Genomic DNA, 26,625 nt, shown 5'->3' with positions numbered 1-26,625 from the left:
TGCTGGGAATTCGGAGGGATGTTCACAAAGGCAAACTTCCTGGCCGGCACAATGGTCCATCAGGGATCATCAGCACGCAACTGCGGGCCGTCCGGGGGCATTCTGAACTGGTCGGTCAGCTGGCCGAGCGAAGTGGGATGTCCTCCGCGGTCATTCGCCGGCTTTGAGGTGTGCAACGACATTCCGCGGTGGTTCGGCGAGTTGATGGAAGTTCTCCGGAGCACGATTTCGAAATACGAGAGTCCAATTGTTGCTTCCGCCGGCGTAGAGCTTGGATGATCTAGTGTCTTCTAAGTCCCCCGATAGCTCGGCGACCGCTTCTCAAAAAAGGCGTTCATTCCCTCTTGCTGATCAGACGTCGTGAATGCGTTTCTGACGGATTGTCGTTCAAACTCTAGACCGACATCAAGCGGCGTTTGGTAGGCGGCGAGTACAGCCGCTTTAGCCAGTTCCGCGGAACGCGGCGGCTTGTGCGCAATAATTTCGGCAATTTCGAGGGCGCGGCTCTGCGCCTTGCCGTCTGCCGTGACCTCGGCAACAATCCCAGCCTGAAGGGCTGCGCGCGCAGGGATAGGGTCTCCGGTCAGGATCATGAGCATCGCAAGCGATTTGCCGGCCACGCGAGTCAATCGCTGGGTTGCTCCATCGCCTGGCAATATCCCAATATTGATCTCCGGTTGCCCGAATCTGGCGCCTTCACCGGCGATCACGATGTCGGCCAGCAGCGCGAGCTCGTGACCGCCGCCAAAACAAATCCCCTCAACCGCGGCAACAAGTGGCTTAGGGAAATTGGCAACGTCCCGCCATGCAGAACGTCGCGCGTAATTGTCGATGGCTTCGAACCCTCGTTGCCGCATTTCCTTGATATCGGCGCCGGCGGAAAAGGATGCATCGCTGCCAGTAAGGACGACGCAACGGACGTCGTCATCGAGTGCGGCCTTGCGAAAGCAGGCCCCGAGCTCCGCGATCAAATCATTGCTCAGCGCGTTTCGTTTGGAGGCCCTATTCAACGCCAAGAGAACCACATGGGGCAAAGGAGATGAGCAAAGAATGAGGTCAGGCTCGGCGTTCAACGTAGCACCCTTTGCAAGTTTCGGATCGGCGTCATATACACTGAAACCGTTTTCGCGAACAGCCGTCCTGCGTGCCAGTTTGCGAGGCGTCACCGTGGCCGCCTCGGCAGGCGTTTGGCTGTTCGTGGTGAGGCCGTGGACGAGCGCATTACCAGCCGGTAGGGCAACAGGACGCTCTTGGGGACGGGCCTTCCCGCGATCGCATTGATGAGATAGTCGGCTGCGCCGCGGCCGATTTCAGCAGCGGGAATACTGATTGTCGTAAGCGGCGGATCCACCTGTGACGACAGTTCCACGTCGTCAAAGCCGGTAATTGAAAGCGCCTGCGGCACGCTCAAACCCATCTTGCGGGCTTCGGACATCGCTCCGATGGCCAGCGTGTCGGTCGTGCAGATCACGGCGGTCGTGTCCGGATGGTCGGTCAGCAGTTGGCGAAGCGCGCTTCGTCCTTGCGCGAGCGAGTAGTCGGCCCTGATGACTTGAGTTGGCTGGAGCCGGATACCGGCTTCGGCGAGAGCGCGCTGAATGCCATCGAGTCGCGCGCGCGAGCGGTCATTCGACGGCGAAATGTTGGCAATTGCACCGAAGCGAACGTGTCCGAGGCTGAGAAGAAATTCAGTTATTTCGCGCGTGGCACGTTCGTTGTCGATGCCAATGGCGGGGATGCCGCCGCCTGCCTTAGAAACGTAAGTTGTTATGACGGGGACACCAGTTTGCTCTACCAGAGCTCTCAATTCTCGACCATGCGAGCCGCCCACCAGCACAATGCCGTCGATGCCACGCTCGATGAGGTTCTGCATCTCCTGCAACTCGCGGCGTTGATTATACTGCGAATTGGCAATGAATAATGTATAGCCGCTTTCGCTTAGGCGGTTCTGCAGGGCCTCCACGCCTTCGGCAAAGATGCCAAGGGCTAGTGTCGGAACAATCGCGCCGATCGTCCGCATGCGTCCCGATTTCAGTGCCCGGGCCGCGCTGTCCGGCGTATAGGAGAGATTGGCGATGTGGCGCATCACTTTGTCGCGCAGTTCCGGCCTGACAATTTCTGGATGATTTAGAACCCGCGACACGGTCGCCGGAGATACGTTCGCCTCTCTCGCGACGTCCTCGATCTTCACCCTGGGCTGCGACCGGCCTCTGGGATCGGCGATCGATCTCTTGTCCATCTGATTTGCTCGGATTGGCCCATAACGGGCTGTTAACATCCGTTCGAGGTGAACCACCTGGAGGAATTGCTATCTCAAGCGAGTGCGCAGCAGATCCGTGGTTCTCATTGAACAATATGTGCGCGTCCAAGCCACATCAAGCAGAGCGCGCCGGCGGCCATGCGCGGAATGTGCGGCGCTTAACCGGCTTGACGCCGCCGATCGGGGTGCTAAATCTGAAAACGATTTCATAAAATCGGAGAGGGCAGAATGTCCCCGGCATTGGCGCGATGTAATTAAAGAGAGTCAAGCAAGAACAGTTATGGTCGATCTTCTCAAGGGCGTTCGGGTCCTCAGCTTCAACCACTTCCTGATGGGCCCTATGGGTGTGCAATTTCTCGCGGACCTTGGCGCGGACGTGATCGCTGTGGAGCCGCCGGACGGCGCCTTCCAGCGGAAATGGGGTGGGGCGGACAAGCAGGTGGACGGTCAATCCATGCTGCTTCTGACCGGCAATCGCAACAAGCGGAGCCTGACGCTCGATCTCAAAAAGCCGGATGCGGTTGTCGTTGCGAAAAAACTGATCGCAACTTCGGACGTCGTCACTGAGAACTTCCGACCTGGCGTGCTCGACAAGCTTGGGCTTGGATATGAGGACGCCAGGAACATCAAGTCCGACATCATCTATGCCGCAGCATCCGGATATGGCCGGGACGGGCCGTACGTCAACCGACCCGGCCAGGACCTCTTGGTTCAAGCTTTGGCGGGCCTTGCGACCATCACGGGAAGCCGCGAGCACGGCCCTCGCGCCGTGGGTGTTTCGGCAGTTGATCATCACGGCGCTGTTCTCTTTGCGGCTGGCATCCTGGCCGCATTGGTGAGAAAAGCGCGCACGGGACAGGGGTGTCGGGTCGATGTCAGCCTGCTCTCTGCAGCGCTCGACCTCCAAATGGAGTCCTTCACCTGCTATCTCAATGGGCAAAGACCCAACGACGTGCGCCAGCCGGGTCCAATCGCAGGATGGTATTATGGCGCACCTTACGGCATCTATGCTACCGGTGACGGGCACATCGCGATCTCGCTCGGATCGCTGGAAGCGCTGGCAGATGTGCTTTCTATTCCCCCCGATCAGCGCGTTCCCGACACCGAAGCTTATCGGCGGCGCGATCACGCATCGGCAGCAATTGCGGCCAACATCGCCAAGCGCACGACATCGGAATGCCTTGCGCTGCTTGAGGCCGGCGGAATCTGGCACGCCCGCATCAACGACTATTCCGACGTCGTCGTCGACCCGCAAGTAATTCACAACAAGAGCTTCCAGGTCGTGAAAGGGGCGACGGGGACGCCGATTACCCTCGTCAGCCATCCCGTGGTTTATGACGGCAAGGTGCCGGAAGTACGTTTGCCGCCGCAGAAGCTCGGGGCGCAGACGGAAGAAATCCTTAAAGAGCTCGGCTACGGCGCCCGGCAATTGAAGGATCTCTACGATAAAGGCGCCGTTGGCTCAGTGACAGCCTCACAAGGGCTTTAGCGACAGCGGCGGCCTGCGAGCGCGCGCAGGCTTTTCGGTCTGCTCTATGCCGCCGTTGCGCGCACCCATCATCAGAAAAAAACGCGCTGGAGCAGCAGTTGATCGCGGGGGCCGACTTTGGCTGTCGCATGGCCGGCGCTCGCGTGGTGGCGATCTGGATTTCCAAGATCCGGCGATCCCCGGTAGGGAAACAGGTATGGCAGCCACTGCAATCGTCTGCAGGCCTTGCTCAAGTTGGGACGTCATGGTGGTCTCCCAGATGGCGCGGTCCGGCTTTTCCGGAGATTACCCTCAATGCCGTTCGAGGCATCGTCCAGCTAGCGCATCAGCGCCGGTGTGAACGCGTCAGCTTGTCAAGACGATTGATGATGAGCAACGCGTGCCTTTGCTGCGATGGATCGTTTCACGGTGGGCAGAAAGGCGACCGACGGCGCTTTCCTACACGATAGCTTTTGAGGGCGCGTGGTCTTCGCCTTTTCCCGGTTGAGATGGATGTCACCAACGATGCCGGCGAATGCATATACATCATATTAGTCACGGCGTTTGCGACATTGGCGGCATCGCCGATGTGGTTTAGCTCGTTTAGCAATGATGTTGGATTCGATTTTCGAGCTGCGGGTTTCCTGGTGGCCTTGTCATCTGCAGACTTCGGTCAGGGATGTCCGCACTATTCTTCCAAAGATAGAGCGACGCCGCGCCAACTTTAGTACTGCTCTGCGAACACTTGTACCTTCGGCAACCGCGCGCAGGGGCTCGCAGAAATGCGTTCACTTGTCACCGCGAGAGGCGATTGTGCGTCGCAGCGAACGGATCGCGCTATCCAGACGCCGATGTAGCGCAAGAAAGTACAAGAAATTCGGAAAGCCGTCCTAACTCGTTGCGCTCTGTTCGCCAATACTTTCGTTCAACCGACGTTAGTTCTCTACAACAGGGCGCCGTCGGCTCTGTGACATCCCTCAAGTGAACAAGAACAAGCTTCTGCAGAAGCACGCTTTGCCTGGAGGAGGAAAACCATGCGAATGGAAAATAAGCTCGCGCGCGCGCTTCTTGTCGGCGCCTTTAGTGCATTTTGCGCTTCGACAGCGGCGCAAGCGGAAACAGCGCTGAGCATCTGTTACATCAATCATCCGGTGCAAGTCGCAAACGTCGCGATCCTGGAGAAATGGGCAGTCAAGCAAGGTGTCAAGCTGAATAAGACGGTAACTTCCTATGCCGTCTATTTGCCGAAGATCACCCAGATGCTGACCTCCGGGGCGAGCGACCAATGCGACATCATCTGGAATAATGACGACTGGGGACAGGATCTCGCCCAATATCTTGAACCGCTCGACGACGTTCTCAATGCCCGCAAGGTCGAGGTGGGGCAGCTTGAGCCGTTCCATACTGCCGACGGAAAGACGACGGCGGTGTCGATGACGACCACGGCCGGAATTCTGTTCTATCGCACCGACCTCGTTCCCGAGGCGGAGCTGCCCAAGACATGGGAGGATCTCGTCAAGATCAGTCAGACCCTGCAGTCCGAAAAGAAGGTGAAGTGGGGTTATGTCGGCGGCATGAGTTACACCAACACTTTCTTCAGCTTCTGGTGGACGCTTTGGAACAATGGTTGCGACGTCTATGCACCCGCCCATGAGCGCGACAACAAGAAGCTTGCGGCAAACGGTTGGAAGCCAATGATCTACTCTCCTTGCCAGGTGCAGACCGCGGAGTTTTGGTGGGATGCTCTCAATAGCAAGAAGATAAGCCCGCCCGGCATGACGACCTATTCGCGCGATGAGGCAAATGCGATTTTCCAGGCCGGTGACGCCGCCTTTACTGTGGCCGATACTACTTTCCTCGGCACCTTCAATAACTCCGAGAGGTCATCGGTCGCAGGAAAGGTCAGCATTGCGCCATTTCCAGTCGGCCCTATGAGCAATGGCGTCCACACCTGGATAGACGTGTGGGGCTGGTCAATCCCAAAGACTCTTCCGAATGATCGCAAGACGGCGGCCAAAAAGCTGCTTGGCGCGATGCTCGGGGATTCCGACGGTCAGATCGAGCAGTGGAAGCAGACCGGAGCCCCGCCGCCAAACACCGACGTCTGGCCAACGCTCGAAAAGAACGACGCGACCTGGCGCAGGCTCCACACAATCCTGTTCAAGCCTGACCATGTCCATGCTGCCTACTATTTCCGCAACTGGGCGACTGTGCATAAGGTCTATTCGGACACGCTGATCCGCGCGATGAAGGGCAAGCGCGAGGACATTGCTGCTACCCTTAAGGCCGGCTCCGATGCCATCCATGCCGGCGCTACGGCCAACGATTGATGACCGCTCGTCCCAAGAAATTTGGATTCGATGAGAAAGAGCGCTTCATGCTTTTTCTCATCGCGCCGGCTGGGATCGTTCTCGTTTGTTTCGAGATCATTCCGATCTTGATCGGAATGAATGCAAGCTTCCGCGAATGGTCGCTTGTTAACCCGCAAAGGACCTGGGTCGGACCGAAGCAGTACATCGCCGTCTTCACCGACCCTGTATTCTTGAAGATGGTTCTACCCAATACGTTTGTCCTGATGATCCTCTCGGTCGGCGTATCCCTTGCACTCGGCTTAGCACTGGCATCATTGCTCAACCGTCCGTTCTTTGGTCGGGCAATTATGCGGACCATCATCCTACTGCCGCTGACGATTGCGCCTGTTATCACTGCGACCATGATGAGGTGGTCTTTCAACGATCAGTTTGGTGTAATTACTATTTTCCTCTCATACCTGGGCCTTCCCGATGTCGCCTGGCTCTCCGATCGCTGGCCGAGCTTTGCGCTGGTCATCATCACAGACATATGGATCTGGACACCGTGGTTCACCATCATCCTGCTGGCCGCCATGCAGGGACTGGCGCCCGAACCCTTCGAGGCCGCGCGGATCGATGCCGCAACGCCGTGGTGCATCTTCAGGCGCGTTACGCTCCCAATGTTGCGTCCAGTGATCATCGTCTGTGTCCTGATCCGCGCAATTGACGCGTTCCGCACCTTCGACCAGGTCTGGATCCTGACGGGCGGCGGGCCTGCCCGATCAACGGAAGTGTTCAGCGTCTACGCCTATGTCCTCGCTTTCGTGGATTTGGACATCGGTCGCGCCGCGGCCGCTGCCGGGATCGGCGCGCTCATCATGCTGTTTGTTGGGGTTGGCCTCTACAGGCTCGTCAACCGGAGCATGGAGGTGTCGCGATGATTGCGCTCGCCCTTCACGCGCTGCGGCGTGCTATCTTCGCGATCAGCATCGCCGCGATATTCGTTGTGTTCGTCGGGCCGATTGCGATACTCGGCGTGACGTCGATCCGTCCCGCGTCTGGCGTATTCTACATCTGGCGCGGCACAAATTTCACGTTCAACAACTTCGTCGAGGTGCTGCATCAGTCGCAGGTGGTGGAAGCGATGTGGAACAGCTTCGTGCTTTCGACGTTGGCCACCATCCTGTCGCTGGGCATCACGGTCGGCAGCGGTTACATGCTGTCGCGCTTCGGCGGCTGGATCCAGCGCAGCTGGTTCGCCACCATCTACATCTTCCGTACCGTTCCCTACATCTCTTGGGTGCTGCCGCTTTATCTGGTCAATACCCGCCTTGGGATCTACGACACGTATATCGGTCTGTTACTGCCGCACATCGCGGTGCACGTCTGCTTCTTCTCATGGCTGATGAAGGGTTTTTTCGATGGCATCAACCCGTCGATGGAATATGCGGCCCTGATCGACGGCTGCACCCGATGGGGTGCGTTCTATCGAGTCGCGCTCCCCGCCGCGATGCCGGGGATAGCTGCGCTTGCGATCCTTTGCTGGCTCTCGACGTGGAATGAGTTTTTGTTCGCCCTGATCCTATCAGGCAAGCGCACGCCCCTGATCACGTCGACTATGGCGCAATTCGTCACCGAGACCGGAACGGAATGGAATTTGATGAGCGCAACAGCCGTGCTTGCGATGATGCCGGCGCTGCTGGTGACCATCTTTGGTCAGAAATACGTCATTCGCGGGCTGCGCATGTAACCGGAGCGACTCAAGAGGAAGGTTTATGGCAGAGGTCACTCTACAGGACGTCGTAAAGATGTACGGCACGATTAAGGTTGTGCACGAGGTCAACCTCAATATCGCTGCCGGTGAATTCGTGGTGCTAGTCGGTCCATCTGGATGTGGCAAGTCGACGACGCTTCGCATGATCGCCGGTCTCGAGAACATCAGCGCCGGGACTATCCGGATCGGAGACAAAGTAGTCAATGATGTGCCGCCAAAGGATCGTGACATCGCGATGGTATTTCAGAACTATGCGCTCTATCAGCACATGACGGTGTTCGACAATCTGGCATTCGGGTTGCGAAACCGGAAAGTCCCGGAAACGGAAATTACGAGCGAAGTCACCCGCGCGACGCAAATGCTCGGTCTGGAGCCGCTCCTGGCACGCAAGCCGTTTCAACTCTCCGGCGGCCAGCAGCAGCGTGTGGCTCTTGGACGGTGTATCGTACGGCGGCCACAAGTCTTCCTGTTCGACGAACCCCTCTCGAACCTCGATGCTAAGCTGCGTGCGCAGATGCGGATCGAGATTAAGGCGCTGCGCGAGCGCGTGCCTACCACATCGGTCTATGTCACCCATGATCAGGTTGAGGCGATGACGCTTGGTGACCGGGTTGTGGTCATGAAGGACGGCTGGATTCAGCAGATCGGCACTCGCTGCAGATCTACAATCGACCGGCCAACCGGTTCGTCGCGAGCTTCATCGGGGCGCCTGCAATGAACTTTATGAAAGTCGACCTTGTCGAAGAACTCGGCGTCATGTCGGCGCAGGCGAAGGATTTCAAGGTCGAGTTGCCGCTCGAACAGGCGGCGGTCCTGCGCAAGCATGGCGCCAAGACGGCGACTCTAGGTATCCGGCCCGAGCATATACGTCTTGGCATTCCTTCAGACAATGCGGGCTCATCCTTCAGCGGCGTCGTCACCGTCACCGAGCAACTTGGTTCGGAACAGGTGATCGCGCTCAACGTTGCGGACAGCACGATAATGGTATCGCGTATTTCGCCAGAGACGGAGGTCAGCCCTCATGCCAGCGTGCAGATGTGGGTGGATGCCAAGGCGCTGCAATTCTTCGATGACAAAACGGAAATGGCGATTAGATAGTCGTCTGTACGCGTCATGCACTTTGAATAACGAACAGCGGAAAGGCAAGAACAATGACTGTGATGCAGGCGAACGTCGGCGATAGCGTTCGATTTTCGAAGACTGTCGGAGAGTCCGATATCTATCTCTTTGCGGGTCTGACCGGTGATCTTTCGCAAAATCACGTCGACGACGAATTCATGAGCCATTCGATTTACGGCAAGCGCATTGCCCATGGCGCGCTGATGGTCGGATTCATTTCAACGGCCTCGACCCGAATGATTGAAGAAAGCCTGCGAAAGGGCATCGATACGACGCCCGTATCGCTCGGCTACGATGGCGTGCGGTTTCTGAAGCCCGTCTACATCAACGATACGGTGACAGTGACCTATACCATCAGCAAAATCGACCAGGAGCGCCGCCGCACGCTTGCCAATGTGGACGTCACCAACCAGCATGGCGAACTCGTCGCCGTAGGCAAGCATCACCTCAAATGGACGCGCAACGCGACGAAGCGGCCTACGTTCTAGGCGATAACGAAGGCGATCGCGCATTTATGTAGAGAGAAGAGGCGGCCGGAAAAGGCAACTGGAGGAAATGGTGAGCACAGCCACGCCGCGATGGGAAGAGGCAATCGAACGGATGCGCTGCCGAGTCGATCAGACGCTCGAGAGCCTGCAATCGGAGTTCCCGCACTGGGCCGAGGCCGCGACGGGAAAGTGGACGACGACTGTCGACGGCGACTGGACCGGCGGCGCGTGGCCGGGCATGTTGTGGTGGTTTGCGCGACGAACGGGGAGCTCGAAATATCTGGATGCTGCCGGGCTGTGGAGCAGCCGGCTCAAGCCGCGGGCGAATCTGCAAACTGCGTTCAAGGGCTTTGGGTTCTACTACGGCGTTGCACTTGGCGACCTCCTGTGCGCGGACAAGGATGCCGCGACATTGGCGCTGGATGCTGCCCAATCGCTGAAGGGCCAATATGACCCGAGGCTGGACCTCATTCCGCTCGGTGGTGACGCCGAGGAGTCGGACGACGTAGGCAATTCCTTCAGCAGTATCGATTCCCTGCAGGCGGTTCCGCTCCTGTTCTGGGCAGCGGACAAGACAGGGGAAGCTTCATTTGCCGACGTTGCTGCGCGACATACGACGCGGGTGCTCGATATTCACATGCGGCGCGATGGCTCGATCGTACAGTCGAGCGAGCTCAATCCGGCGAACGGCGAGGTCGTCCGACGATTTACTCACAAGGGGTTTAGCGACAGCAGCGTTTGGGGGAGGGCACAGGCCTGGGGCCTCGTCTATGCCGCAGTCGCGCTTGCCCATCTTCCGCAGGAAAAGCGTTGGATGGACCAGTTGATCGCGGGCGCCGACTGGTGGTTGTCGCATGTGCCTCCCAACCTCGTGGCGTTCTGGGATTTCGATGATCCTGCGATCCCCAATTCGGAGACCGATACGGCGGCCACTGCAATCGTTTGCTCGGCACTGCTCAAGCTGGGGCGACTTGCGCCGTCCGCCGATCTCCGCGCGAAATATCAAGACGCAGGCGAGCGCACAGCTAGGGCTCTGATCGACGGCTATCTTACGCCAGTCGGGGCAGGGGAGGACCGTCCCCAGGGCATGCTGGTCGGCGCCTGCTTCAACAAACGACGCGATGCCCGCGCGCGGGACTCCGCGACCAATGCTGAGACGATCTTCGGCTCCTATTATCTGCTGGAGTCGCTGAACGTCCTCGATGGTTTGATCGACGCTGAAAAGATCTAGACATTTCGATCGAACTCACCTCTCCCGATAAGTGGGAAGTATGTCATGACAAGAGCAGAGTCTCGGGTCTACAGCGGCCTGTTCCCGGTCGCTCCCACCCCGTTCACGGAAAACCGTGACCTCGACCTCGAAGCCCAGAAGCGTGTGCGTGAATGCATGATCGACCGGGATATCGACGGCATCTGCATTCTGGCCAATTATTCCGAGCAGTACCTGTTGTCGAACAAGGAGCGCGACACGGTGGTCGATCTCTGCCTGCCGCACGTCGCCGGCCGCAAGCCGGTGATGGTGACACGCAGCCATTTCAGGACCGGGATCGCGAAGGAGCGGGCGCGCTATGCGACCGAGCGCGGCGCGGGCCTGTTGATGCTGATGCTACCCTACCATGGCATGGGCCGGGCTGTGGGGACGCTGACACGTGCCAACGCAGGTCGAGCGAAATCCTGAGGATTGCACATGATACCGCTGAACGCTGCATCAGTTCTGCCAGATGACGGCACCGCCGGGACACTGGTCGGCCGGGTCTGGCTGCCTTCTGCGGGCGGGCCTGCGGTGGCGGCTGTCTGGGAGGACGGCGTCTACGACTTAACCGCGCGGTTTCCGACCGTGAGCATGCTGGCCGAGGAGGTTGATCCGGTTGGCGCGATTCGCGAGGTCCCCGTCACTCGGATCTCTGATCTCGATAGCATCCTAAGCAACACGCCTCCGGATAGCCGCGACCTAGGCAAGCCTTGGCTTCTGCCGCCGATCGATCTTCAGGTGTTGAAGGCCGCCGGCGTGACTTTCGCAGTCTCAATGCTGGAGCGGGTGATCGAGGAGCGGGCGGTCGGCAATCTCTCGGCGGCCGCGGAAATTCGCGCTGAGATGGTCCGCCTGGTCGGCGATGATCTTTCCAAACTCAAGCCAAGCTCACCACAGGCGATGCGCTTGAAGGAGGTACTGATCGAACAGCAGGCCTGGAGCCAGTATCTTGAGGTCGGAATCGGGCCTGATGCTGAGGTTTTCACCAAGGCGCCGGTGCTGTCCTCAGTCGGAACGGGAATGGACGCTGGGCTTCATCCCAAATCGGCCTGGAATAACCCGGAACCGGAGGTCGTTCTCGCGGTCTCCAGCCGAGGCAAGATTGTCGGCGCTGCACTTGGCAATGACGTCAACTTGCGCGATTTCGAGGGGCGTTCGGCGCTGTTGCTGTCCAAGGCCAAGGACAACAATGCATCCTGCGCAATTGGACCGCTGCTGCGGCTGTTCGACCGGACCTTTTCGCTCGACGATATCCGCAAGATGGACATTGCAATGAACGTCACTGGCAACGATGGGTTCATTCTCGATGCGCATTCATCGATAGGCAAGATCAGCAGAGACCCTGAGGATCTGGTTGCCCAGACCCTCGGGCCCGCGCATCAGTACCCTGACGGTTTCGTGTTGTTCCTTGGCACGATGTTCGCGCCGGTAAAGGACCGCGATATTCCTGGCCAAGGCTTTACCCACAAGCGCGACGATATCGTCACCATCAAATCGGCAAAGCTCGGAACGCTCGTCAACCGGATGCGTCCGAGCGACGAATGCGAGCACTGGAATTTCGGCTTAACCGCATTGATGAAAAATTTGGCTGCTCGGAGACATCTGTAATCTGATGCCGCACCGAGAGCGCATAGGCGCTTTCGACGTTTACTCTGCTACCTCGTCCGATCGCGAACTGCTCATCAGGTTTCCCGAATTTCGATCTCTTAAACATGGTCGCAGCCATGCAACTCGACAAAATCGATGCTCGTCTTCTTGACCTCGTGCAGCGCAACAATCGTTTGAGCAGTGAAGAACTTGGTGCGAAGGTCGGTTTGTCTGCATCCGGAGTTCAGCGTCGACTGAAACGCCTACGATCGGAGCGCATCATAGAAGGAGACGTTTCAATCGTCTCCCCAAAGGCAGTCGGACGAAACGTGACCCTGCTGGTTCTCATTTCGTTTGAGCGTGATCGGAGCGACATAATCGATCGCTTCAAGCGGGCAATCCGCAAGATGCCTGAGGTGATGAGCGGATTCTACGTTACCGGACAGACCGACTTCGTTCTCCTCGTAACAGCAAATAACATGGAAGAGTACGAGCACTTCACTCGGTGTCTCGTACACGAAAACCCAGACATAAAGCGCGTTGAAAGTATGGTCGTTTTGGACAGAGTCAAAGCTGGCTTCACTTTACCAATGGCTTCTATTGCATGCTGGTGACCAGCGAGGCGTAGGGCGGCCAGCGGTTCAAGGTCCCGCTGGAGAATCCACTCGGCGGCCGAGCTCAGGTCGTGTAGGCTGTTATGAGAAGCGTGAATTGTGGAACGACGGCTGAATTTTGCGAATCATCCAGAAAGTGTCGTCGATGGATTGCGCGCGGGTTTGAGATCCCGGAAGTCGCGCGTGCCGTGCAGATCAGGTCTGCAACGCCAGTTCACCTCACGCGAGTGTCGGCACCGCCATCAGAGGTCGGAACTGACCGGGCAGCATGACGCGGCACAGCGCCTCGGTGAAGAAGAAGTCGCCGAACATGGTCGCGCTGCGCACCCCCTCATTGTGCGGCTTCGAGTAGCAGGAATTCTTTAATAAGCCGCGATGCGACCCCTCTCGCGCGAACTCATCGCGGCACAGCGCTTCCAGCATCGCCAATCCCTGGTCAGTCCACGCTGAAGCTGCGGTGCTATCGGGATGCAGCCGCCCCAGTTCGAGCAACGCGGATGAGATCACGGCCGCTGCTGCCGTGTCCTTAATGTCGGCGTCGGCCTCCGCCGCATCGAAGTCCCACGGCGGGACCTGACGTCCAGCGAGCCGCTTCATATGGTAATTTGCAAGTTGTTCCGCGAGGTCCAGATATCGGCGATGCCCGGTCTCTCGCGCGGAGTTGACATAGCCGTAGATGGCCCAGCCCTGACCGCGGGTCCAGGCGGATTCGTTGCCCGCTCCCTGGAACGTATAGCCGCGCTTCCGCGCGCCGCTCACCACGTCATACTCCACCGCATGATAGGTGGAATGATCGGGGCGAATGAAAGCCTTTGCAGTCATGTCGGCATGCGCTTCGGCGGCCAGGCGATAGCTGCGATCGCCACTATAATTGGTTGCCCAATACAGCAGCGAGAGATTAGCCATGGTGTCGATCGCTGAACTGCATTGCCCGCGGGGGTCGTCCAGCGGACCCCAGGAGGCGAGATACGCGCCGCTTCGCGTGGTGATAATCCGTGCCCGAAGCTTGTCAGCCGCCCTCATCGCGAGATCCGCATACCAGCGATCGCCAGTGATCACGTGCGCGGGGATAGCGCTGCTGTCAAATATGAAGCCGATATCGTGGGTGTTGGGGTCGTCCGCGCGCTGAGCCACTAGCCGCATGCGTTCGCGCGCCCAGATCAGGTATTTCGTCTCCTTGGTATGCACATAGCAGGTCAACAACAGGCCCACCCAGAAGCCGCACAGCCAGTTGCCGTGGCTCCAGGCTTCGCCCTTATAGCCAGCAGACAGCGAAGCCGGCAGCTTAATCCAGGAGCCGTCCGGTGCCGTGACATGCGGAAATTCGACGCCCAATGTCGGCTCGTCTTCGGCCACTTTGCGAGCCATGACGTCCAGGACCTCGGTGAACAGTCGCCGCTGTGCGGCAGTGAGCTCGATCGAATTGTTGGTGGTGTCGGGCATGCTTCTTTCCGAGAAAACATAGGTTAGGTGAGATCTTCGTGGCGGACCGCCAAATGGGGTTGGAGGGCAGCCATTTTGGTTGCTCGGCGATCGGATCAGAGGTTTAGCTTGGCGAGGCTTTGGCGGAATTCGATCGGCGATCGGGTGGTGTGCTTCTTGAAACAGCGGCTGAAATAGGCGGGGTCCTCAAAGCCGAGACGATCGGCGATCTCGGCCACGCTGATATCGGAGTGCAGCAGCAGCCGCTTGGCCTCTAACATGATCCGCTCGCGAATGAGCTGGGCCGCAGTTGAACCAAGCGCTTGGCGAGTGGCTTCGTTGAGCGCGCGCTCGGTTACCTTCAGAAGCCTGGCATATTCCGCCGTCTCGTTGATGGTGCCGAAATTCTTCTCCAGCGCGCTCTTAAAGCGGCGTGACAGGAGCAGGTTTCGGGACGACAGGTCGGCGATGGCGGAAGGTACGGCTATACGCGACGTCTTCATGAGGAAGATCCGCAAATAGGACCAGATCACATCCTCATGCCCGGTCTTCTCCGCCGTGTATTCTTCGATCATGGCGTCCGTGATTTGGCGGAGGCTCTCGGCCTGCATATCGTCCAAATAAAGCGCATTGTTGAGATTTTCGAAACTGTAGATCGGAATGTCGGTGAGCGAATGCCGGTTGTGGACTCTGAAAGCGAAGAATTCCGGGCTGAAGCTGATGGTGTGCCCGATCGCGTCTTCCGAGAGCGTGAAATCATGGATCTGCCCTGGGGCCATGAAGAACAGGCTGTTCGGCCGGACTTCATATTTGACGGAGTCGATGATGTGGCAGCCGGTGCCGCGGGTCACCCAGACGATATGATAGAAGTCGTGCCGATGCGGGTAGGGCAGCGTCGATTTCATCTTCTCCAGCGGTGCAAAATGGATGTTGAGCGACTTGATCTGGGAGCCGTAATCGTAGTGCTCTATCTTCACGACCGGCAGTGAACAACACGGTTTCCGGTGCGCTGGCTCGCCTCGTGAAAAGAAGGAGCGGACTGCCGCCGGTCGTCGGCCCAGTCTCGCCGGTGATCCTTCTACGTCATCCATCGGCTCTGAGGACGCCATGGTTGGTAATCGTTGAGTTCTGAAAACGATTTCAGTCATTTTTATAGCATCAGTCGCGTTAATATGCCAGCCCCGTTTTCTTGAGGATTCGCCGTCTGGCGAATTTCTGCTGCAGTGGAACGAAGGCCCTGTCTGAAACGCAGATACTTGTAAGCCGAAAGTCCGCTGAGGACTGCCTCTCCCGTCTGTTTGCGGACCATCGTATCCAGGATCAGGATCCGCTGAGAGATAGCCGAAAGCGTCCACTTCCGTTTTGGTGAAAGTGCGGGTCACCGCATGCGTTCGGCCAATCTCGAACTTGCTGAAGCTCGTAGCCGCCAGCTTTCCGGCTTGGTTGCGATGATCACGAGGCGGCCTTGTTGGTAATGGCTATCCCGTCGTCAGACAATGCGTCGATTTCGTCCGCTGCATAGCCAAGCTCGGCCAAGATTTCCCTGGTATGTTCGCCTTGCCGCGGTGGCAATCGACGTAGCGGTGGCGCTTCGCCATCGTAGCGGACCGGATGCGCCAAGAGCCGCACCTCGCCCGCTTGAGGGTGCTCGATCGTCATGATCATGTTGTTATGTGCGACCTGCGGATCGGTTTCGACCTCCTCATAGTCATTCACCGGCGCGTACCAGATGTTGTGCGCATCGAAGATCTCCATCCACTCCGCCGTCTTACGGCTCTGCACGCGCTCATAGACGATGTGATGGATCTCGTCGCGCCGACGCATCGGATCCTTAGGGTCGTTGAAAGCTGCTAGCTTCGGATAGTCGAGCGCCGCTGCCATCTGCGATATAGGGGTTAGCGAGATCGCGATCCAGCCGTCCGCGGTGCGATAGATCCCGTACGGAGCGGGGTGGAAGCGGCTGCCCAGCGGCGGGTCCGTGCGCGCCCAGAGCCGGCCCTTGTTGAGGTAATAGGTAAACGGCTCAATCTGCAGATCGAGGGCTGCATTGAGAAGGTTGCTCTCCACCAGCGCGCCGCGTCCGGTGCGCTGACGCGAAAGCAGCGCCGAAACGACGCCGAACGCTGCAAGCACGGCGGCGTGCTGATCGACAATTGCGGAGCCAACCGGGGTCGGCGGCGCGTCGGCCCCGCCCGAGAGCATGGTCATGCCGCTCATCGCCTGCAGCAACATGTCCTGGCCAGGCCGTTTCAAGTAGGGGCCGGACGATCCATAACCCGAGCAGGAGCAGTATACGAGGCGGGGGTTGACGGCCTTCATGTCTTCATAGCCGAAGCCAAGCCGCTCCAGGACGCCCGGGCGGTAGTTTTCAACCAGCACGTCGGCTTCGCGCACCATGTGCAACACGATCTCTTTCGCCTTTTCATTGCGAAGATCTAGCGAGAGGCTCCGCTGATTGCGGTTGCCGAGCAGAAAGAAAATGCTCACGCCTTCCTTGAAGCCATCGAATCCGGACCAGCCGCGCTCAAATGCGCCTCCAGGAGGCTCGATCTTGATTACGTCCGCCCCGGCGTCAGCCAGCATCTGCACGGCCGCAGGCCCCTGCAGAAAGTGCGTGAAACTCAAAACCTTAATGCCCTCGAGCATGGAAACCTCATGGCTGGACCCAGCAGTTGTTCTCAAACGTCAGCGCTCACGCTTTGCTTTCATTCGCGCGAGTAGTTCGCGCGAGATGATCGTGCGCTGCATTTCGGATGTGCCTTCCACGATTTTCAGCACCTTGGCATCGAAATTTGCCATCAGCGGCGAATTGGCGACCGCAATCGACACGCGATAGCTCCTCGAGCACGATAATGAAGGACAGCCATTCGCCGCCGCCACCGCCATACACGCAGGGTAGGGCAGGCCGGCAAGGCCGAGCCTGCAAGCCTTATTTCGTACAAAAATACTTCTTCTTTCCACAACTGCTGGGACCAGGGCGCGATCTGGCTTTCCGCGAAACGCCGAACGGAATTGCGGATCATCGCGTGCTGATCGTTCAGCGAATGGGGCATGCTCATGGGATCACTTGGATTTCTCGGAAGTCGAATTGTCGGTGAGCGCTTTTTTGGGCTTGCGGCGCGCGGCAAAGGCGCGCAAACCCGTGCGGGCGGCAGTGGTGCCGAAGTTGACGGCGTAGTTCGCGGCCTCCAGATCCAGTCCCGCATTCAGCGGGATCTCGGCGGCGCGGTTGACGCTGCGCTTGGCCATTTCCATGGCGAACGAATCGTGCGTCGCCAACTGTTCGGCAAAGGCCAGCGCCGCCGACTTCAGCTCTGGCGCGGAAGCGAAAACATGAATGAACCCAAACTCCCGGCATTCCGCGGTCGTATAGTGGCGCCCGGTCAACACCATTTCCTTGGCGCGCGCCAACCCCATCTTTCTGACCGCGAGCTGCGTTCCGCCCCAACCAGGGATGGTATTGAGTGTAATCTCCGGAAAGCCAAACCGCGCCGTATCGGACGCGACGATGAAGTCGCACGCCAGCGCGAGCTCGAAGCCGCCGCCCAATGCATAGCCATTCACCGTGGCGATAGTCGGCTTTGCGAATTCATATAGCCTGAACAGGACGCGCTGACCACTTTGCATGTCGCGATAGGCCTCGACACCATTCATCTCGATAAGGCCATCGATGTCATTGCCAGCCACAAAGGCCTTTTGACCTGCCCCCGTGATCATGACGACACGGGTCGCGCTATCCCGCGCAGCATCGTCAAGCATGTGGTCCAGCTCGTGCATCAGCGCCGGCGTGAACGCGTTCATCTTGTCGGCGCGATTGATGGTGAGCACGCGAACGGCGCCGAGCTGCTCCATCAGCACCAGGCTGTCGCGGTCAGCTGTTTGCATCAAAGGACCTTCAGGTAGTTGTTGCCCGAGGCCGCGGTAGTGCCGCTCTCTGATTCGTGACCTCGTAGTAAATATGCAGGTGTCGCGCTCCTCATCATTCTCACGCACCACCAGCTTTGCGGTGACGGTGTCCCCGAAATAGCCCGGGGCATCGAAGGTGACGCCATATCGGTAGGCACTGCGCTTCCGGAGCCTTTGCTATCATATATGGAGGGAAGGCCGACCGAGACCGTTCCCTGCGCGATCCGCTTCTTGAAGCGCGTATTCTTGGCGTACTCCTCAGTGAGGTGTACGCCGCAGAAGTCGCCAACAATGTCTGCGAATGCATATACGTCATATTCGGTCACGGTCTTCGCGACGTCGGCGCTATCGCCGATCACATAACAGTTCATGATAGGTCGCTTGGCCATGATGTTGGATCTGATCTTTAGAGCTGCCGCTTCCTGATCGTCCCGACATCTGCGAGCCTGGAAGTAAGCTTCGGCTGCCGTGGACGTGTGGGCTTACTCTTCCAAATGTTAGAAGCGACCCTGTGCCGGCGTTAGGACAGTTTGTGCGAATGCTTGGATTTTTCGGCAATCGCGTGCAGAGGGGAGGCTCGAAGGGGTGCGCACTTGTCACCGCAGAAGTGATTGTGCGTCGCGGCGATGATCGGCGCGCTATCCAGATGCCGATGTCACGTTAAAAAGTACAAGGAATTCGGAAATGCGTCCTAACGCGTTGCGCTCTGTTCGCCAATACTTTCGCTCAATTGAAGTCTATCGTCGTATATCAAAAAAAGCGCGAAGGGGAGCGGCAGCGTGAAACATTTGGCGTGAAGCTTTGGGTCCATCCTGAGGTCAAGGCTCCAGCGGACCGTCTGCCCGTGATTACACATGGCGCGGTGCAGGACATTACCGACCTCGCGATGATCGGGCTGGCATTGTCTTCGCCTTCTATGGCGGCGAAGTGCTCTCGCTAATTAGGACGGAGAACGCGTGGTCAGTGCCGACCTCGATGGTCTACCCTAATCTTGCCGTTCCGGTCGGCGGTGCACTGCTCATTTTGCATGCGCTGGTGCAGATGGTTGTGTCGCGCCTGTCGCCCGGTAAGTAGAGACACCCGTCGGTGCGTCGGAATATCGAGCCGCATCTAACAGTTGGGGAGGCACGATCGTGTGGGGTCTTCATGTTGGCAACGTCCTTCTTGGGCTCGGTGCGCCGGTTGCGATCTCCATTGCAATTGCGAGCGCGCGTGCCGTCGGGTCGACTGGCGCGCTACTGCTGGTCATTCCACTGCAGCTCTTTGCCAACCTGCATAATGTCGGCCCGCTGGCGGTTCCGTTTCTCATGGACGACGATCGCTACGAACTTCGCGGCCGCACCGACATCGATCGCGGCAGGCGGATTGGGCGCGGTGGTGGCGGATTGCGGCTCTTTGCGATCCGACTTTTGATTGTCGGACTTGGGCTGACGCTGATGCCCGGATTCGCCGCCGCAACCGACGCGCTGAAGGTGACGAATGCCCGGGTTTCCGCATCCGATCAGATCGGTATCGATCTGCCGCTTTTGCTGACAATCAAGAACGATGCAGCCGAAGCTGACGCTATCTTGCGCGTCCGCTGTCCATTCGCGAATTTTTCGGAAAAGCACACTGTTGATCGCGGCGAAGGGGCGCCCGCCATGCGTGCGATTAAGTCAATTCCGATTCCGGAGAACGGGACGCTCGAGCTCAGGCAGGATGGATACCACGTCATGCTGCTACAGACTCGCCACAAACTTGTCGACGGCGAGACGTTCACATGCGCCGTCGTTTTCCAGAAAGCCGGAACAAAAGAAACGGAGGTGCAGGTTTCACGAACGCCCTGATCTCAGTGGACCGTTGAGCCCGCTGGATAAGGCTTCTCAGCCGAATGCCCGGACGCGTGCCGGACGTTCGATCAACCATAGTATATCAACGGAGGGCACTACTCATGGAGCGATTGTCAGATCACGCAAGAATATCGACGCGAGCGCGGCTGGTTGCGGTTGCAATCGCCGCGGGTAGCATGCTGGCTGCAGCGCAGGTCTGTGCCGCGGATGAGGTCACTCAGGAACGGCTGCTCAATGTCGGCAAGGAGCCGGGCAATTGGCTTCATCATCATCAGAATTATTCGGCTCACCGGTTCTCTACTCTAAAGGAGATCAACCGCGATAACGTGAAGAACCTGAAGGTCGCCTGGACCATGCACCTCGGCGGCATCGAAGGCGGCGGCATCTGGAGCCATGGCGGGCTGGAAGGCACGCCGATTGCCGAGAACGGCTTTCTCTACGTTACCGATGGATGGGGTTCGGTCTACAAGATCGATACGCATGGCGGCCGCGGCGTGCTGGTCTGGAAGATGGATCCCAAGACGGACCGTGACTGGGCTGGTGCCGTAGCATGCTGCGGCGTCGACAACCGCGGCGTCGCATTGTGGGGTGATCAAGTCATTTCCCATACGCTCGATGGCCGGCTGATCGCCATCAACAAGGAAACCGGCCAGGTCGCATGGCAGCGTACTGTCGCCGATCCGGACAAGGGCGAGACGATCACCGGCGCGCCGTTGATCGTCAAGAACATGGCGATCACCGGAGTTGCCGGCGCGGAGTACGGCATCCGTGGCTGGCTTGCCGCCACCGACCTCTCGACCCAGAAGGAGGTCTGGCGCACCCACACAATCCCGGGCAAGGGCGAGCCCGGCAGCGAAACCTGGAAAGACAGCAACAACGCGGCTGCCGCCGGCGGCGGTTCGACCTGGGTAACCGGCACCTACGATCCCGCAACCGACACCATCATCTGGGGCATCGGCAATCCCGGACCGGACTGGGATAACGCCTATCGGCCGGGCGACAACCTTTACACCGACAGTTCGCTGGCCCTTGACGCCACAACCGGCAAGATCAAGTGGCACTATCAGCACACGCCAAACGATCCCTACGATTACGACAGCGTGGCGGAAAACGTGCTGGTGGATGTCCCCGGGCCCAGTGGTCCGCAGAAGCTCGCGCTCGAAGCGGACCGCAACGGCTTCGCCTATGCGATCGATCGCACCACAGGCAAGTTCGTCTGGGGCCTGCCGTTCGTGAAGAAAGTCACATGGACCAAGGGGCTCGACCCGGAGACCGGCAAGCCGATCGAGTACGATCCGAACAAGCCCGTGCAGACCTACATCGCATCGGTGACGCCGAGCCGCACCAACATGGAAACCGACATCTGCCCCGGCAACATGGGCGGCAAGAACTGGCCGCCGACGGCCTATAATCCCGACCTGAAGCTTTGGTACATCCCAGTGATCGAGAGCTGCAATCGCGTCAAGGTCGAGGTGATGACGCCGGAGAAACTGAAGCCGCGTGAGTTCTGGACCGGCGGCGGCACGAGCCAACCGTTCAAGATCACCGGCAGCGTGACCGCGATCGATGTGACGACCGGCAAGATCGCCCAAAAAATGGAAACGCCGTTCCCCAATCTGGGTGGCATGTTGGCCACTCCGACCTCGTCTTCACCGGTCAGCCGTCCGGCGAAGTGATGGCCCTTGACGCCAAGTCGCTGCAGAAGCTTTGGGAGTTTAGTACCGGCGGCGGCGTTAACGCGCCGCCCATGACCTTCACCGTGGAAGGCAAGCAGTATGTCGCGATCCTGGTCGGCCTGGGCGGCGCCTGGGACAAATGGTTCATCGATTCGACGCGCGAGCTGAAGAAGATTCAGCCGGGGTCGATGCTCTACGTGTTCGCGCTCTGACCTGCTCGCAAAGGAGGGTCCGTTAATCCGGACCCTCCAACCTTTTCGAAAAGAGACGCTATGATGGCTTTCAACATGATGGCTTTCAACGCATCCCCGGCGGCGACGAGTATCCTGCTCGTGAGCGTCGTCGCGCTGAATCTTTCGATGTCAGGCCTGGCCTATGGTCAGGCGGCGCAAGCAGCAGTGTCGGACCCGACCAATGCCGGCAAGGCCGTATTCAGCAGGGCCAATTGCGTGGGCTGCCACAAATGGCACGGCGATGGCGGCGGCGGCTACGGCGGTGATGCGCTGTCGCTGCGCAAGACCGAGCTGACCAAGGAGCAGATCATCGAGACCGTGGCTTGCGGCCGGCCCGGGACGGGCATGCCGTTCTTCGTGCGAGGCGCCTATGACACAACCAGCTGCTACGATATGACCCGGCAGGATGTCGGTGAACGCATGCCGCCCGAGGGCGGCACGTTTCTGCGACCGAACGATATCGCAGCGGTTGCTGACTATGTGATCGCCCACGTCAAGGGCGCGGGCGAGCCGACCTACGCTCAATGTACGACCTTCTTTGGCAACACGTCGCGCGTATGTGACATCTACAAGGCGGGTGCGGAATCATCCAGCAAGACGGGGACTGAGGGCTCGAAATGAAATCGGCACGTCGCGCCGTGATGTCGGTTGGGGTCTTTCTTGCCGTTGGGATGCAAGCCGCTGTCGCGCAGGTCGAGCCCGAATATGATGTTCGCGATATCACCGTTGGCAGGCCCGTCCATATAGTATCGGACGCCGGCTACGCGAATCTGTACTGCGCCAGGGATCCAAAGGCCAAGCTGCCAGCTTGGTCCGCGTGGGATGAGTGCCCGGCCGAGCGCGATGGGTTGCGTGCAATTCACTTCGAGTTCGATCCTGAGACAAGCCGAGAAGGCACGCTAATTGCGGGTCATCCGGTGCTTTTGACCGTCTTCATTGACGGCAAGGGCATCGTATCGGGCCTCGATATCGAAACCGATCCGAATGCAAGACTGTATGCTCGGAAGAAGGCCTTTCTACTCGCTGCGCAGGTCAGGTCTCGTTACGGCGGCGAAGGGTGGACATGTACCGAAGGGAAGGCGCAAGCCGACAAGCAACCGGTCGGCGGTGTTTTCATCCGCGACACATGCAGAAAGTCACTGCCGGACCGGTTGCTCACCGTCGAGCGCAACTTGTTCAGACGAGCCGGCCGAGACCTGAGGGACTTCGTTGATTGGACGTATGTTCGGATTACCCGGGAGATGCAATAGGGCTTCTCTGCCGAGCCGGTACCTTGTGGTTTCCACTTCTTCAACTTGCGTCATCGGGCTTGGAGAGTTGCCGAGGATGCAAGAGGGCGTGTGCTCGATGCGCAGGCCAAGCTCAGCCTCTCCAGGAAACAAGAGATGAAGTGGAACGCGCCGAAGATCGTAGAACTGCCGGTCGGCATGGAAATCAACATGTACGCCTGTGCCAGCGCGGTCGGTATCCCGGACGGTAGGCTTCGTTTGAGGTATTTCGCTTGTTGCCCGATCGGCCCGGTGCAGGTCAGCGGCGGGCGGGTGCCGTAACTGTGGGAGTTAGCGCAGCTTTGCGATGCTGCCACTCGTTTTCACCGGAATGCAATCAGTTCAATCGCCTCGAATTCGTCCCGTAAGAAGGTTTTTGGCAAATGGCAAAGTTAAACATCAACGGCAGAGATCTCTCCGTGGATGCGGCACACGATACGCCGCTGCTCTGGGTGATCCGCGAGCAATTGCAGATGACCGGTACGAAGTTCGGCTGCGGCGCAGGTCTCTGCGGCGCCTGCACGGTTCACCTCAACGGCGAAGCCGTTCGCTTCTGCCAGACCGTGGTCAGCGACGCTGTCGGCAAGAAGATCACCACCATCGAAGGGCTTTCCGCCAAGGGCGATCATCCCTTGCAGAAGGCGTGGATCGCCGAACAGGTGCCGCAGTGCGGCTACTGCCAGTCCGGCCAGATCATGCAGGCAGCCGCGCTGCTTTCCAAGAATTCCAATCCCACCAAGGATGAAGTGATCGCGCATATGGACGGCAATCTGTGCCGTTGCATGACCTATTCGCGCATTCAGAAGGCGATCATGCGCGCCGCATCCGAAATGCGTACCGCCTCCAACTCCCGTACCGAACGGAGGGCCACATGAATAAGCACGTGAACGTCATCGAGCGCGCACCCACCGATCTCAGCCGCCGCTCGTTCCTGGTCGGCTCGGCCGCCACCGGCCTCGTGCTCGGCTATGCCGCGGTTCCCGGCATTGATGGGGCGCTTGCCGCGCCCTCCAATTTCGAACCGTCGGTCTGGTATTCGATCGCGCCCGACGGCATCGTGACCGTCACCTGCGGCAAGGCCGACATGGGCCAGCACATCGCATCCACCATGGCACAGATCGTTGCCGAAGAGCTCGGCTCGAACTGGAAGGACATGCGGGTGCAACTTGCGTCCAACGATCCGAAGTTCAACGACCCGGTGCTGGGGGCGCAGATCACGGGCGGAAGCTGGAGCACGATGATGAATTTCGATGCGATGAGCCGCGCGGGCGCCGCGGGGCGGATCGCACTGACGGAAGCAGCAAGCGGCATCATGGGCGTGCCGGCCGGTGAACTGGTCGTGCGTAGCTCCACTGTCTTGCATCCGAAGTCGAAGAAGTCGATGAGCTTTGCCGAGATCGTCAAGAGCGGCAAGATCACCAAGACCTTCACGCCGGATGAGCTCAAGGCGATCAAGCTGAAGACGCCCGATCAGTACACCATGATCGGCGTGTCGGTGCCGCAGCTCGACATTCCTCCGAAGGTCAACGGCACGGCCAAATATGGCATCGACGTCATGCTGCCGGGCATGGTCTATGGCAAGATCGTTACTCCGCCGATACGCTATGGCGCGACCGTGAAGTCGGTCGACGATTCCGCTGCAAGGAAGGTGCCGGGCTTCATCAAGGCGGTGACGCTCGACGACAAGACCGGCAGCACGACCGGCTGGGTGGTGGCGGTGGCCAATACCTATGCCAACGCCCGCAAGGCGGCGGACGCGCTGAAGATCACTTATGACAATGGGCCGAACGCCAAGCTGACAAGCCAGTCGTTGCTCGACGAGGCCAAGCGGCTGCAGGCGCTCGACGATTCCGGGCAGTTCTTCGTCAAGGACGGCGATACGGCGGCGGCGTTCGGGACCGCGGCCAAGGTGCTGGAGGCCGAATACACCACCAGCATCAACATCCACGCGCCGCTCGAGCCAATGAACGCGACCGCCGAGTTCAAGGGCGACATCCTGCACATCTATTCCGGCAACCAGTTTGCGACGCGCACCGGGGCGATCGCGGCCGCGGCGGCCGGGATCGATCCGAAGTTCGTCGTGATGCACCAGATGTGGCTCGGCGGCGGCTTCGGCCGGCGGCTCGATGCCGACATGATGGTGCCGGCGGTGCAGGCGGCGAAGGCTGTCGGCAAGCCGGTCAAGGTCATCTACTCGCGCGAAAACGACATGACCATGGACTATTCGCGCCCGCTGACCTACCAGAAGGTGAAAGCCGGGTTGGACGCTGACGGCAAGCTGATCGCGCTCAATCACGATGTGGTCTCGGCCTGGCCGACTGCGCGCTGGGGAATCCCGGATTTCCTGACGCCTTCGGTCGACAAGAAGGGACCGCTCGACTCGTTCACCGTGAATGGCGCGGACTTCTTCTATTCCGTGCCCAATCACAATGTCCGCGCGATCAAGAACGAGCTGGCGCATACCGCCACGCCGTCCGGTCCGCTGCGCTCGGTGGCGCCGGGCTGGACCTTCTGGGCGGTCGAAAGCATGATCGACGAGCTCGCGCACGCGGCCGGCCAGGATCCCGCCCAGTATCGCATTGCGCTGCTGGACGGCAAAGGCAAGAATGACGGCGGCGCGCAGCGGCTGCGCAACACCCTGTTGGCGGCCATGGGCATGGCCGGCTACGGCACCACCAAGCTGCCGAAGGGCGAGGGCATGGGTATCGCCTGCGTCTCCTCGCAGGAGCGCGCCACCGCAAGCTGGACCGCCTGCGTCGCCCATGTCGCGGTCGCTCCATCCGGCGAGGTCAAGGTCAAGAAACTGACGGTGGCCACCGACGTGGGCATGCAGGTGCATCCCGACAACATCCGCGCCCAGGTCGAGGGCGCGGCGCTGTGGGGCCTTTCGCTCGCCATGTATGAAAAGGCGACGCTGAAGGACGGCGCTATCGAACAGACCAATTTCGATACTTACACGCCGCTGCGGATGAGCCAGACGCCGGAAGTCGCCGTCAACGTCATCGCCAATGGCGACAAGCCGACCGGCGTCGGCGAGCCGGCGGTGACGGTTGTGGCGCCCGCGCTCGGCAACGCCATCTTCAATGCCTCCGGCGCCCGCGTCCGCGCATTGCCGATCACGCCGGAAGCCGTGAAGAGCGCGATGAAGGCGTAAGCCCCAGTCACAAGCACCCGACAGGGACGACTCGCCGGGGGGCCTCTCCGGCGAGTTTTTTTCGAATTGCACTATCTGAAGCGGACAACCGAATAGATGGGTTAGATCGGTTCCCGTATTCCGAGGATCCCCGCAAATTGTCCTGTTTAGTCGTCCGTGAAGTAACGCGAACAGCCTGAAGTTACGGGCTAATTCGAGGAATGCCGGCGATTGATTTTGCCGGCAATCGCGATGGCGGGGCCGATTTCCTTGCAAAATCGAATGAGGGATTCCGTCGAATCGGC

General features: G+C 59.2%; 25 protein-coding genes and 2 pseudogenes. 19 read left to right on the top strand and 8 right to left on the bottom strand.

Features of this window, described 5'->3' with window-relative positions:
* Positions 1 to 290 precede the first annotated feature (290 nt).
* The gene (locus ACFXS9_RS19195) at positions 291 to 1,073 is read right to left on the bottom strand and encodes an enoyl-CoA hydratase-related protein (protein WP_392691149.1); all 783 of its coding nucleotides are present in this window, start codon (positions 1,071 to 1,073) and stop codon (positions 291 to 293) included.
* 89 nt (positions 1,074 to 1,162) lie between these two features.
* On the bottom strand, positions 1,163 to 2,239 hold the full coding sequence (locus ACFXS9_RS19190) for a LacI family DNA-binding transcriptional regulator (RefSeq protein WP_392691147.1): 1,077 nt from the start codon (positions 2,237 to 2,239) through the stop codon (positions 1,163 to 1,165).
* A gap of 301 nt (positions 2,240 to 2,540) precedes the next feature.
* Here ACFXS9_RS19190 and ACFXS9_RS19185 point away from each other — a divergent pair, with 301 nt between their 5' ends.
* From ACFXS9_RS19185 to ACFXS9_RS19140, 10 genes and pseudogenes are all read left to right on the top strand, one after another.
* Positions 2,541 to 3,749 carry a CaiB/BaiF CoA transferase family protein gene (locus tag ACFXS9_RS19185; protein ID WP_392691145.1) on the top strand — a complete coding sequence of 403 codons (1,209 nt, stop codon included), beginning with the start codon at positions 2,541 to 2,543 and terminating at the stop codon, positions 3,747 to 3,749.
* A gap of 1,013 nt (positions 3,750 to 4,762) precedes the next feature.
* Entirely contained in the window at positions 4,763 to 6,058 is a 1,296-nt protein-coding gene (locus ACFXS9_RS19180) for an extracellular solute-binding protein (protein WP_392691142.1), read from the top strand.
* Positions 6,058 to 6,960, top strand: coding sequence for a carbohydrate ABC transporter permease (locus ACFXS9_RS19175; protein WP_392691139.1), 903 nt, complete (start codon positions 6,058 to 6,060; stop codon positions 6,958 to 6,960). Before ACFXS9_RS19180 ends, ACFXS9_RS19175 begins: the two co-directional genes overlap by 1 nt.
* Positions 6,957 to 7,769 (top strand): carbohydrate ABC transporter permease, encoded by an 813-nt coding sequence (locus ACFXS9_RS19170; RefSeq protein WP_392691137.1) that lies wholly within the window; start codon positions 6,957 to 6,959, stop codon positions 7,767 to 7,769. Before ACFXS9_RS19175 ends, ACFXS9_RS19170 begins: the two co-directional genes overlap by 4 nt.
* A gap of 25 nt (positions 7,770 to 7,794) precedes the next feature.
* A pseudogene (locus tag ACFXS9_RS19165) lies at positions 7,795 to 8,891 on the top strand (ABC transporter ATP-binding protein).
* Positions 8,892 to 8,944: 53 nt separating this feature from the next.
* Complete coding sequence (locus ACFXS9_RS19160) at positions 8,945 to 9,400, top strand: MaoC family dehydratase (RefSeq protein ID WP_392691135.1); 456 nt, start codon at positions 8,945 to 8,947, stop codon at positions 9,398 to 9,400.
* 70 nt (positions 9,401 to 9,470) lie between these two features.
* Complete coding sequence (locus ACFXS9_RS19155) at positions 9,471 to 10,631, top strand: hypothetical protein (protein WP_392691132.1); 1,161 nt, start codon at positions 9,471 to 9,473, stop codon at positions 10,629 to 10,631.
* A 45-nt stretch (positions 10,632 to 10,676) separates the two neighbouring features.
* Positions 10,677 to 11,078, top strand: a complete 402-nt coding sequence (locus ACFXS9_RS19150; RefSeq protein ID WP_392691130.1) for a dihydrodipicolinate synthase family protein — start codon at positions 10,677 to 10,679, stop codon at positions 11,076 to 11,078.
* 9 nt (positions 11,079 to 11,087) lie between these two features.
* The gene (locus ACFXS9_RS19145; protein WP_392691127.1) at positions 11,088 to 12,260 is read left to right on the top strand and encodes a fumarylacetoacetate hydrolase family protein; all 1,173 of its coding nucleotides are present in this window, start codon (positions 11,088 to 11,090) and stop codon (positions 12,258 to 12,260) included.
* Positions 12,261 to 12,376: 116 nt separating this feature from the next.
* Positions 12,377 to 12,853, top strand: a complete 477-nt coding sequence (locus ACFXS9_RS19140) for an Lrp/AsnC family transcriptional regulator (RefSeq protein ID WP_392691125.1) — start codon at positions 12,377 to 12,379, stop codon at positions 12,851 to 12,853.
* Between the two features lie 219 nt (positions 12,854 to 13,072).
* Here ACFXS9_RS19140 and ACFXS9_RS19135 read toward each other — a convergent pair whose 3' ends face one another.
* From ACFXS9_RS19135 to ACFXS9_RS19110, 6 genes are all read right to left on the bottom strand, one after another.
* Complete coding sequence (locus ACFXS9_RS19135) at positions 13,073 to 14,296, bottom strand: glycosyl hydrolase (protein ID WP_392691122.1); 1,224 nt, start codon at positions 14,294 to 14,296, stop codon at positions 13,073 to 13,075.
* A gap of 95 nt (positions 14,297 to 14,391) precedes the next feature.
* A complete protein-coding gene (locus ACFXS9_RS19130) occupies positions 14,392 to 15,657 on the bottom strand; it encodes a helix-turn-helix domain-containing protein (RefSeq protein ID WP_392691119.1) in 1,266 nt (421 codons plus the stop codon).
* A gap of 70 nt (positions 15,658 to 15,727) precedes the next feature.
* A complete protein-coding gene (locus ACFXS9_RS19125) occupies positions 15,728 to 16,921 on the bottom strand; it encodes a CaiB/BaiF CoA transferase family protein (RefSeq protein ID WP_392691117.1) in 1,194 nt (397 codons plus the stop codon).
* A 39-nt stretch (positions 16,922 to 16,960) separates the two neighbouring features.
* Positions 16,961 to 17,104 (bottom strand): hypothetical protein, encoded by a 144-nt coding sequence (locus ACFXS9_RS19120; RefSeq protein WP_171713142.1) that lies wholly within the window; start codon positions 17,102 to 17,104, stop codon positions 16,961 to 16,963.
* 234 nt (positions 17,105 to 17,338) lie between these two features.
* Complete coding sequence (locus tag ACFXS9_RS19115) at positions 17,339 to 18,160, bottom strand: enoyl-CoA hydratase/isomerase family protein (RefSeq protein WP_392691114.1); 822 nt, start codon at positions 18,158 to 18,160, stop codon at positions 17,339 to 17,341.
* Positions 18,160 to 18,570 (bottom strand): MaoC/PaaZ C-terminal domain-containing protein, encoded by a 411-nt coding sequence (locus ACFXS9_RS19110; protein WP_392691111.1) that lies wholly within the window; start codon positions 18,568 to 18,570, stop codon positions 18,160 to 18,162. Before ACFXS9_RS19110 ends, ACFXS9_RS19115 begins: the two co-directional genes overlap by 1 nt.
* A gap of 341 nt (positions 18,571 to 18,911) precedes the next feature.
* Here ACFXS9_RS19110 and ACFXS9_RS19105 point away from each other — a divergent pair, with 341 nt between their 5' ends.
* The 9 genes and pseudogenes from ACFXS9_RS19105 (at position 18,912) to ACFXS9_RS19065 (ending at position 26,341) form a co-directional block, all read left to right on the top strand.
* The gene (locus ACFXS9_RS19105; protein WP_392691108.1) at positions 18,912 to 19,121 is read left to right on the top strand and encodes a hypothetical protein; all 210 of its coding nucleotides are present in this window, start codon (positions 18,912 to 18,914) and stop codon (positions 19,119 to 19,121) included.
* Between the two features lie 367 nt (positions 19,122 to 19,488).
* The gene (locus ACFXS9_RS19100) at positions 19,489 to 20,007 is read left to right on the top strand and encodes a copper chaperone PCu(A)C (protein WP_392691105.1); all 519 of its coding nucleotides are present in this window, start codon (positions 19,489 to 19,491) and stop codon (positions 20,005 to 20,007) included.
* A gap of 104 nt (positions 20,008 to 20,111) precedes the next feature.
* Positions 20,112 to 21,686: a PQQ-binding-like beta-propeller repeat protein gene (locus ACFXS9_RS19095; RefSeq protein ID WP_392691103.1), complete on the top strand. Its 1,575-nt coding sequence runs from the start codon at positions 20,112 to 20,114 to the stop codon at positions 21,684 to 21,686.
* Positions 21,686 to 21,898, top strand: a complete 213-nt coding sequence (locus tag ACFXS9_RS19090; protein WP_392691100.1) for a hypothetical protein — start codon at positions 21,686 to 21,688, stop codon at positions 21,896 to 21,898. Before ACFXS9_RS19095 ends, ACFXS9_RS19090 begins: the two co-directional genes overlap by 1 nt.
* A 147-nt stretch (positions 21,899 to 22,045) precedes the next feature.
* A complete protein-coding gene (locus ACFXS9_RS19085; protein WP_028349867.1) occupies positions 22,046 to 22,540 on the top strand; it encodes a c-type cytochrome in 495 nt (164 codons plus the stop codon).
* Positions 22,537 to 23,169, top strand: a complete 633-nt coding sequence (locus tag ACFXS9_RS19080) for a hypothetical protein (RefSeq protein WP_392691098.1) — start codon at positions 22,537 to 22,539, stop codon at positions 23,167 to 23,169. Before ACFXS9_RS19085 ends, ACFXS9_RS19080 begins: the two co-directional genes overlap by 4 nt.
* A 135-nt stretch (positions 23,170 to 23,304) precedes the next feature.
* Positions 23,305 to 23,376 (top strand): annotated as a pseudogene (gene pqqA, locus ACFXS9_RS19075) (pyrroloquinoline quinone precursor peptide PqqA); the annotation flags it as partial.
* Positions 23,377 to 23,570: 194 nt separating this feature from the next.
* Positions 23,571 to 24,062: a (2Fe-2S)-binding protein gene (locus ACFXS9_RS19070; RefSeq protein ID WP_392691095.1), complete on the top strand. Its 492-nt coding sequence runs from the start codon at positions 23,571 to 23,573 to the stop codon at positions 24,060 to 24,062.
* Entirely contained in the window at positions 24,059 to 26,341 is a 2,283-nt protein-coding gene (locus ACFXS9_RS19065; RefSeq protein ID WP_392691092.1) for a molybdopterin cofactor-binding domain-containing protein, read from the top strand. Before ACFXS9_RS19070 ends, ACFXS9_RS19065 begins: the two co-directional genes overlap by 4 nt.
* Positions 26,342 to 26,625 lie beyond the last annotated feature (284 nt).

The organism is Bradyrhizobium sp. RDI18, assembly GCF_043203335.1.
In the GTDB taxonomy this organism is placed as follows: domain Bacteria; phylum Pseudomonadota; class Alphaproteobacteria; order Rhizobiales; family Xanthobacteraceae; genus Bradyrhizobium; species Bradyrhizobium retamae.
This window is presented reverse-complemented; position numbering and strand designations above follow the sequence as displayed.

Excerpts from the sequence above, each read along its gene's own strand:
- ACFXS9_RS19190 (WP_392691147.1), bottom strand. The coding sequence starts at position 2,239 with ATGGACAAGAGATCGATCGCCGATCCCAGAGGCCGGTCGCAGCCCAGG.
- ACFXS9_RS19185 (WP_392691145.1), top strand. The coding sequence starts at position 2,541 with ATGGTCGATCTTCTCAAGGGCGTTCGGGTCCTCAGCTTCAACCACTTC.
- ACFXS9_RS19180 (WP_392691142.1), top strand. The coding sequence starts at position 4,763 with ATGCGAATGGAAAATAAGCTCGCGCGCGCGCTTCTTGTCGGCGCCTTT.
- ACFXS9_RS19175 (WP_392691139.1), top strand. The coding sequence starts at position 6,058 with ATGACCGCTCGTCCCAAGAAATTTGGATTCGATGAGAAAGAGCGCTTC.
- ACFXS9_RS19170 (WP_392691137.1), top strand. The coding sequence starts at position 6,957 with ATGATTGCGCTCGCCCTTCACGCGCTGCGGCGTGCTATCTTCGCGATC.
- ACFXS9_RS19160 (WP_392691135.1), top strand. The coding sequence starts at position 8,945 with ATGACTGTGATGCAGGCGAACGTCGGCGATAGCGTTCGATTTTCGAAG.
- ACFXS9_RS19150 (WP_392691130.1), top strand. The coding sequence starts at position 10,677 with ATGACAAGAGCAGAGTCTCGGGTCTACAGCGGCCTGTTCCCGGTCGCT.
- ACFXS9_RS19145 (WP_392691127.1), top strand. The coding sequence starts at position 11,088 with ATGATACCGCTGAACGCTGCATCAGTTCTGCCAGATGACGGCACCGCC.
- ACFXS9_RS19140 (WP_392691125.1), top strand. The coding sequence starts at position 12,377 with ATGCAACTCGACAAAATCGATGCTCGTCTTCTTGACCTCGTGCAGCGC.
- ACFXS9_RS19135 (WP_392691122.1), bottom strand. The coding sequence starts at position 14,296 with ATGCCCGACACCACCAACAATTCGATCGAGCTCACTGCCGCACAGCGG.
- ACFXS9_RS19125 (WP_392691117.1), bottom strand. The coding sequence starts at position 16,921 with ATGCTCGAGGGCATTAAGGTTTTGAGTTTCACGCACTTTCTGCAGGGG.
- ACFXS9_RS19115 (WP_392691114.1), bottom strand. The coding sequence starts at position 18,160 with ATGCAAACAGCTGACCGCGACAGCCTGGTGCTGATGGAGCAGCTCGGC.
- ACFXS9_RS19110 (WP_392691111.1), bottom strand. The coding sequence starts at position 18,570 with ATGGCCAAGCGACCTATCATGAACTGTTATGTGATCGGCGATAGCGCC.
- ACFXS9_RS19100 (WP_392691105.1), top strand. The coding sequence starts at position 19,489 with ATGGACGACGATCGCTACGAACTTCGCGGCCGCACCGACATCGATCGC.
- ACFXS9_RS19095 (WP_392691103.1), top strand. The coding sequence starts at position 20,112 with ATGGAGCGATTGTCAGATCACGCAAGAATATCGACGCGAGCGCGGCTG.
- ACFXS9_RS19090 (WP_392691100.1), top strand. The coding sequence starts at position 21,686 with ATGGCCCTTGACGCCAAGTCGCTGCAGAAGCTTTGGGAGTTTAGTACC.
- ACFXS9_RS19085 (WP_028349867.1), top strand. The coding sequence starts at position 22,046 with ATGTCAGGCCTGGCCTATGGTCAGGCGGCGCAAGCAGCAGTGTCGGAC.
- ACFXS9_RS19080 (WP_392691098.1), top strand. The coding sequence starts at position 22,537 with ATGAAATCGGCACGTCGCGCCGTGATGTCGGTTGGGGTCTTTCTTGCC.
- ACFXS9_RS19070 (WP_392691095.1), top strand. The coding sequence starts at position 23,571 with ATGGCAAAGTTAAACATCAACGGCAGAGATCTCTCCGTGGATGCGGCA.
- ACFXS9_RS19065 (WP_392691092.1), top strand. The coding sequence starts at position 24,059 with ATGAATAAGCACGTGAACGTCATCGAGCGCGCACCCACCGATCTCAGC.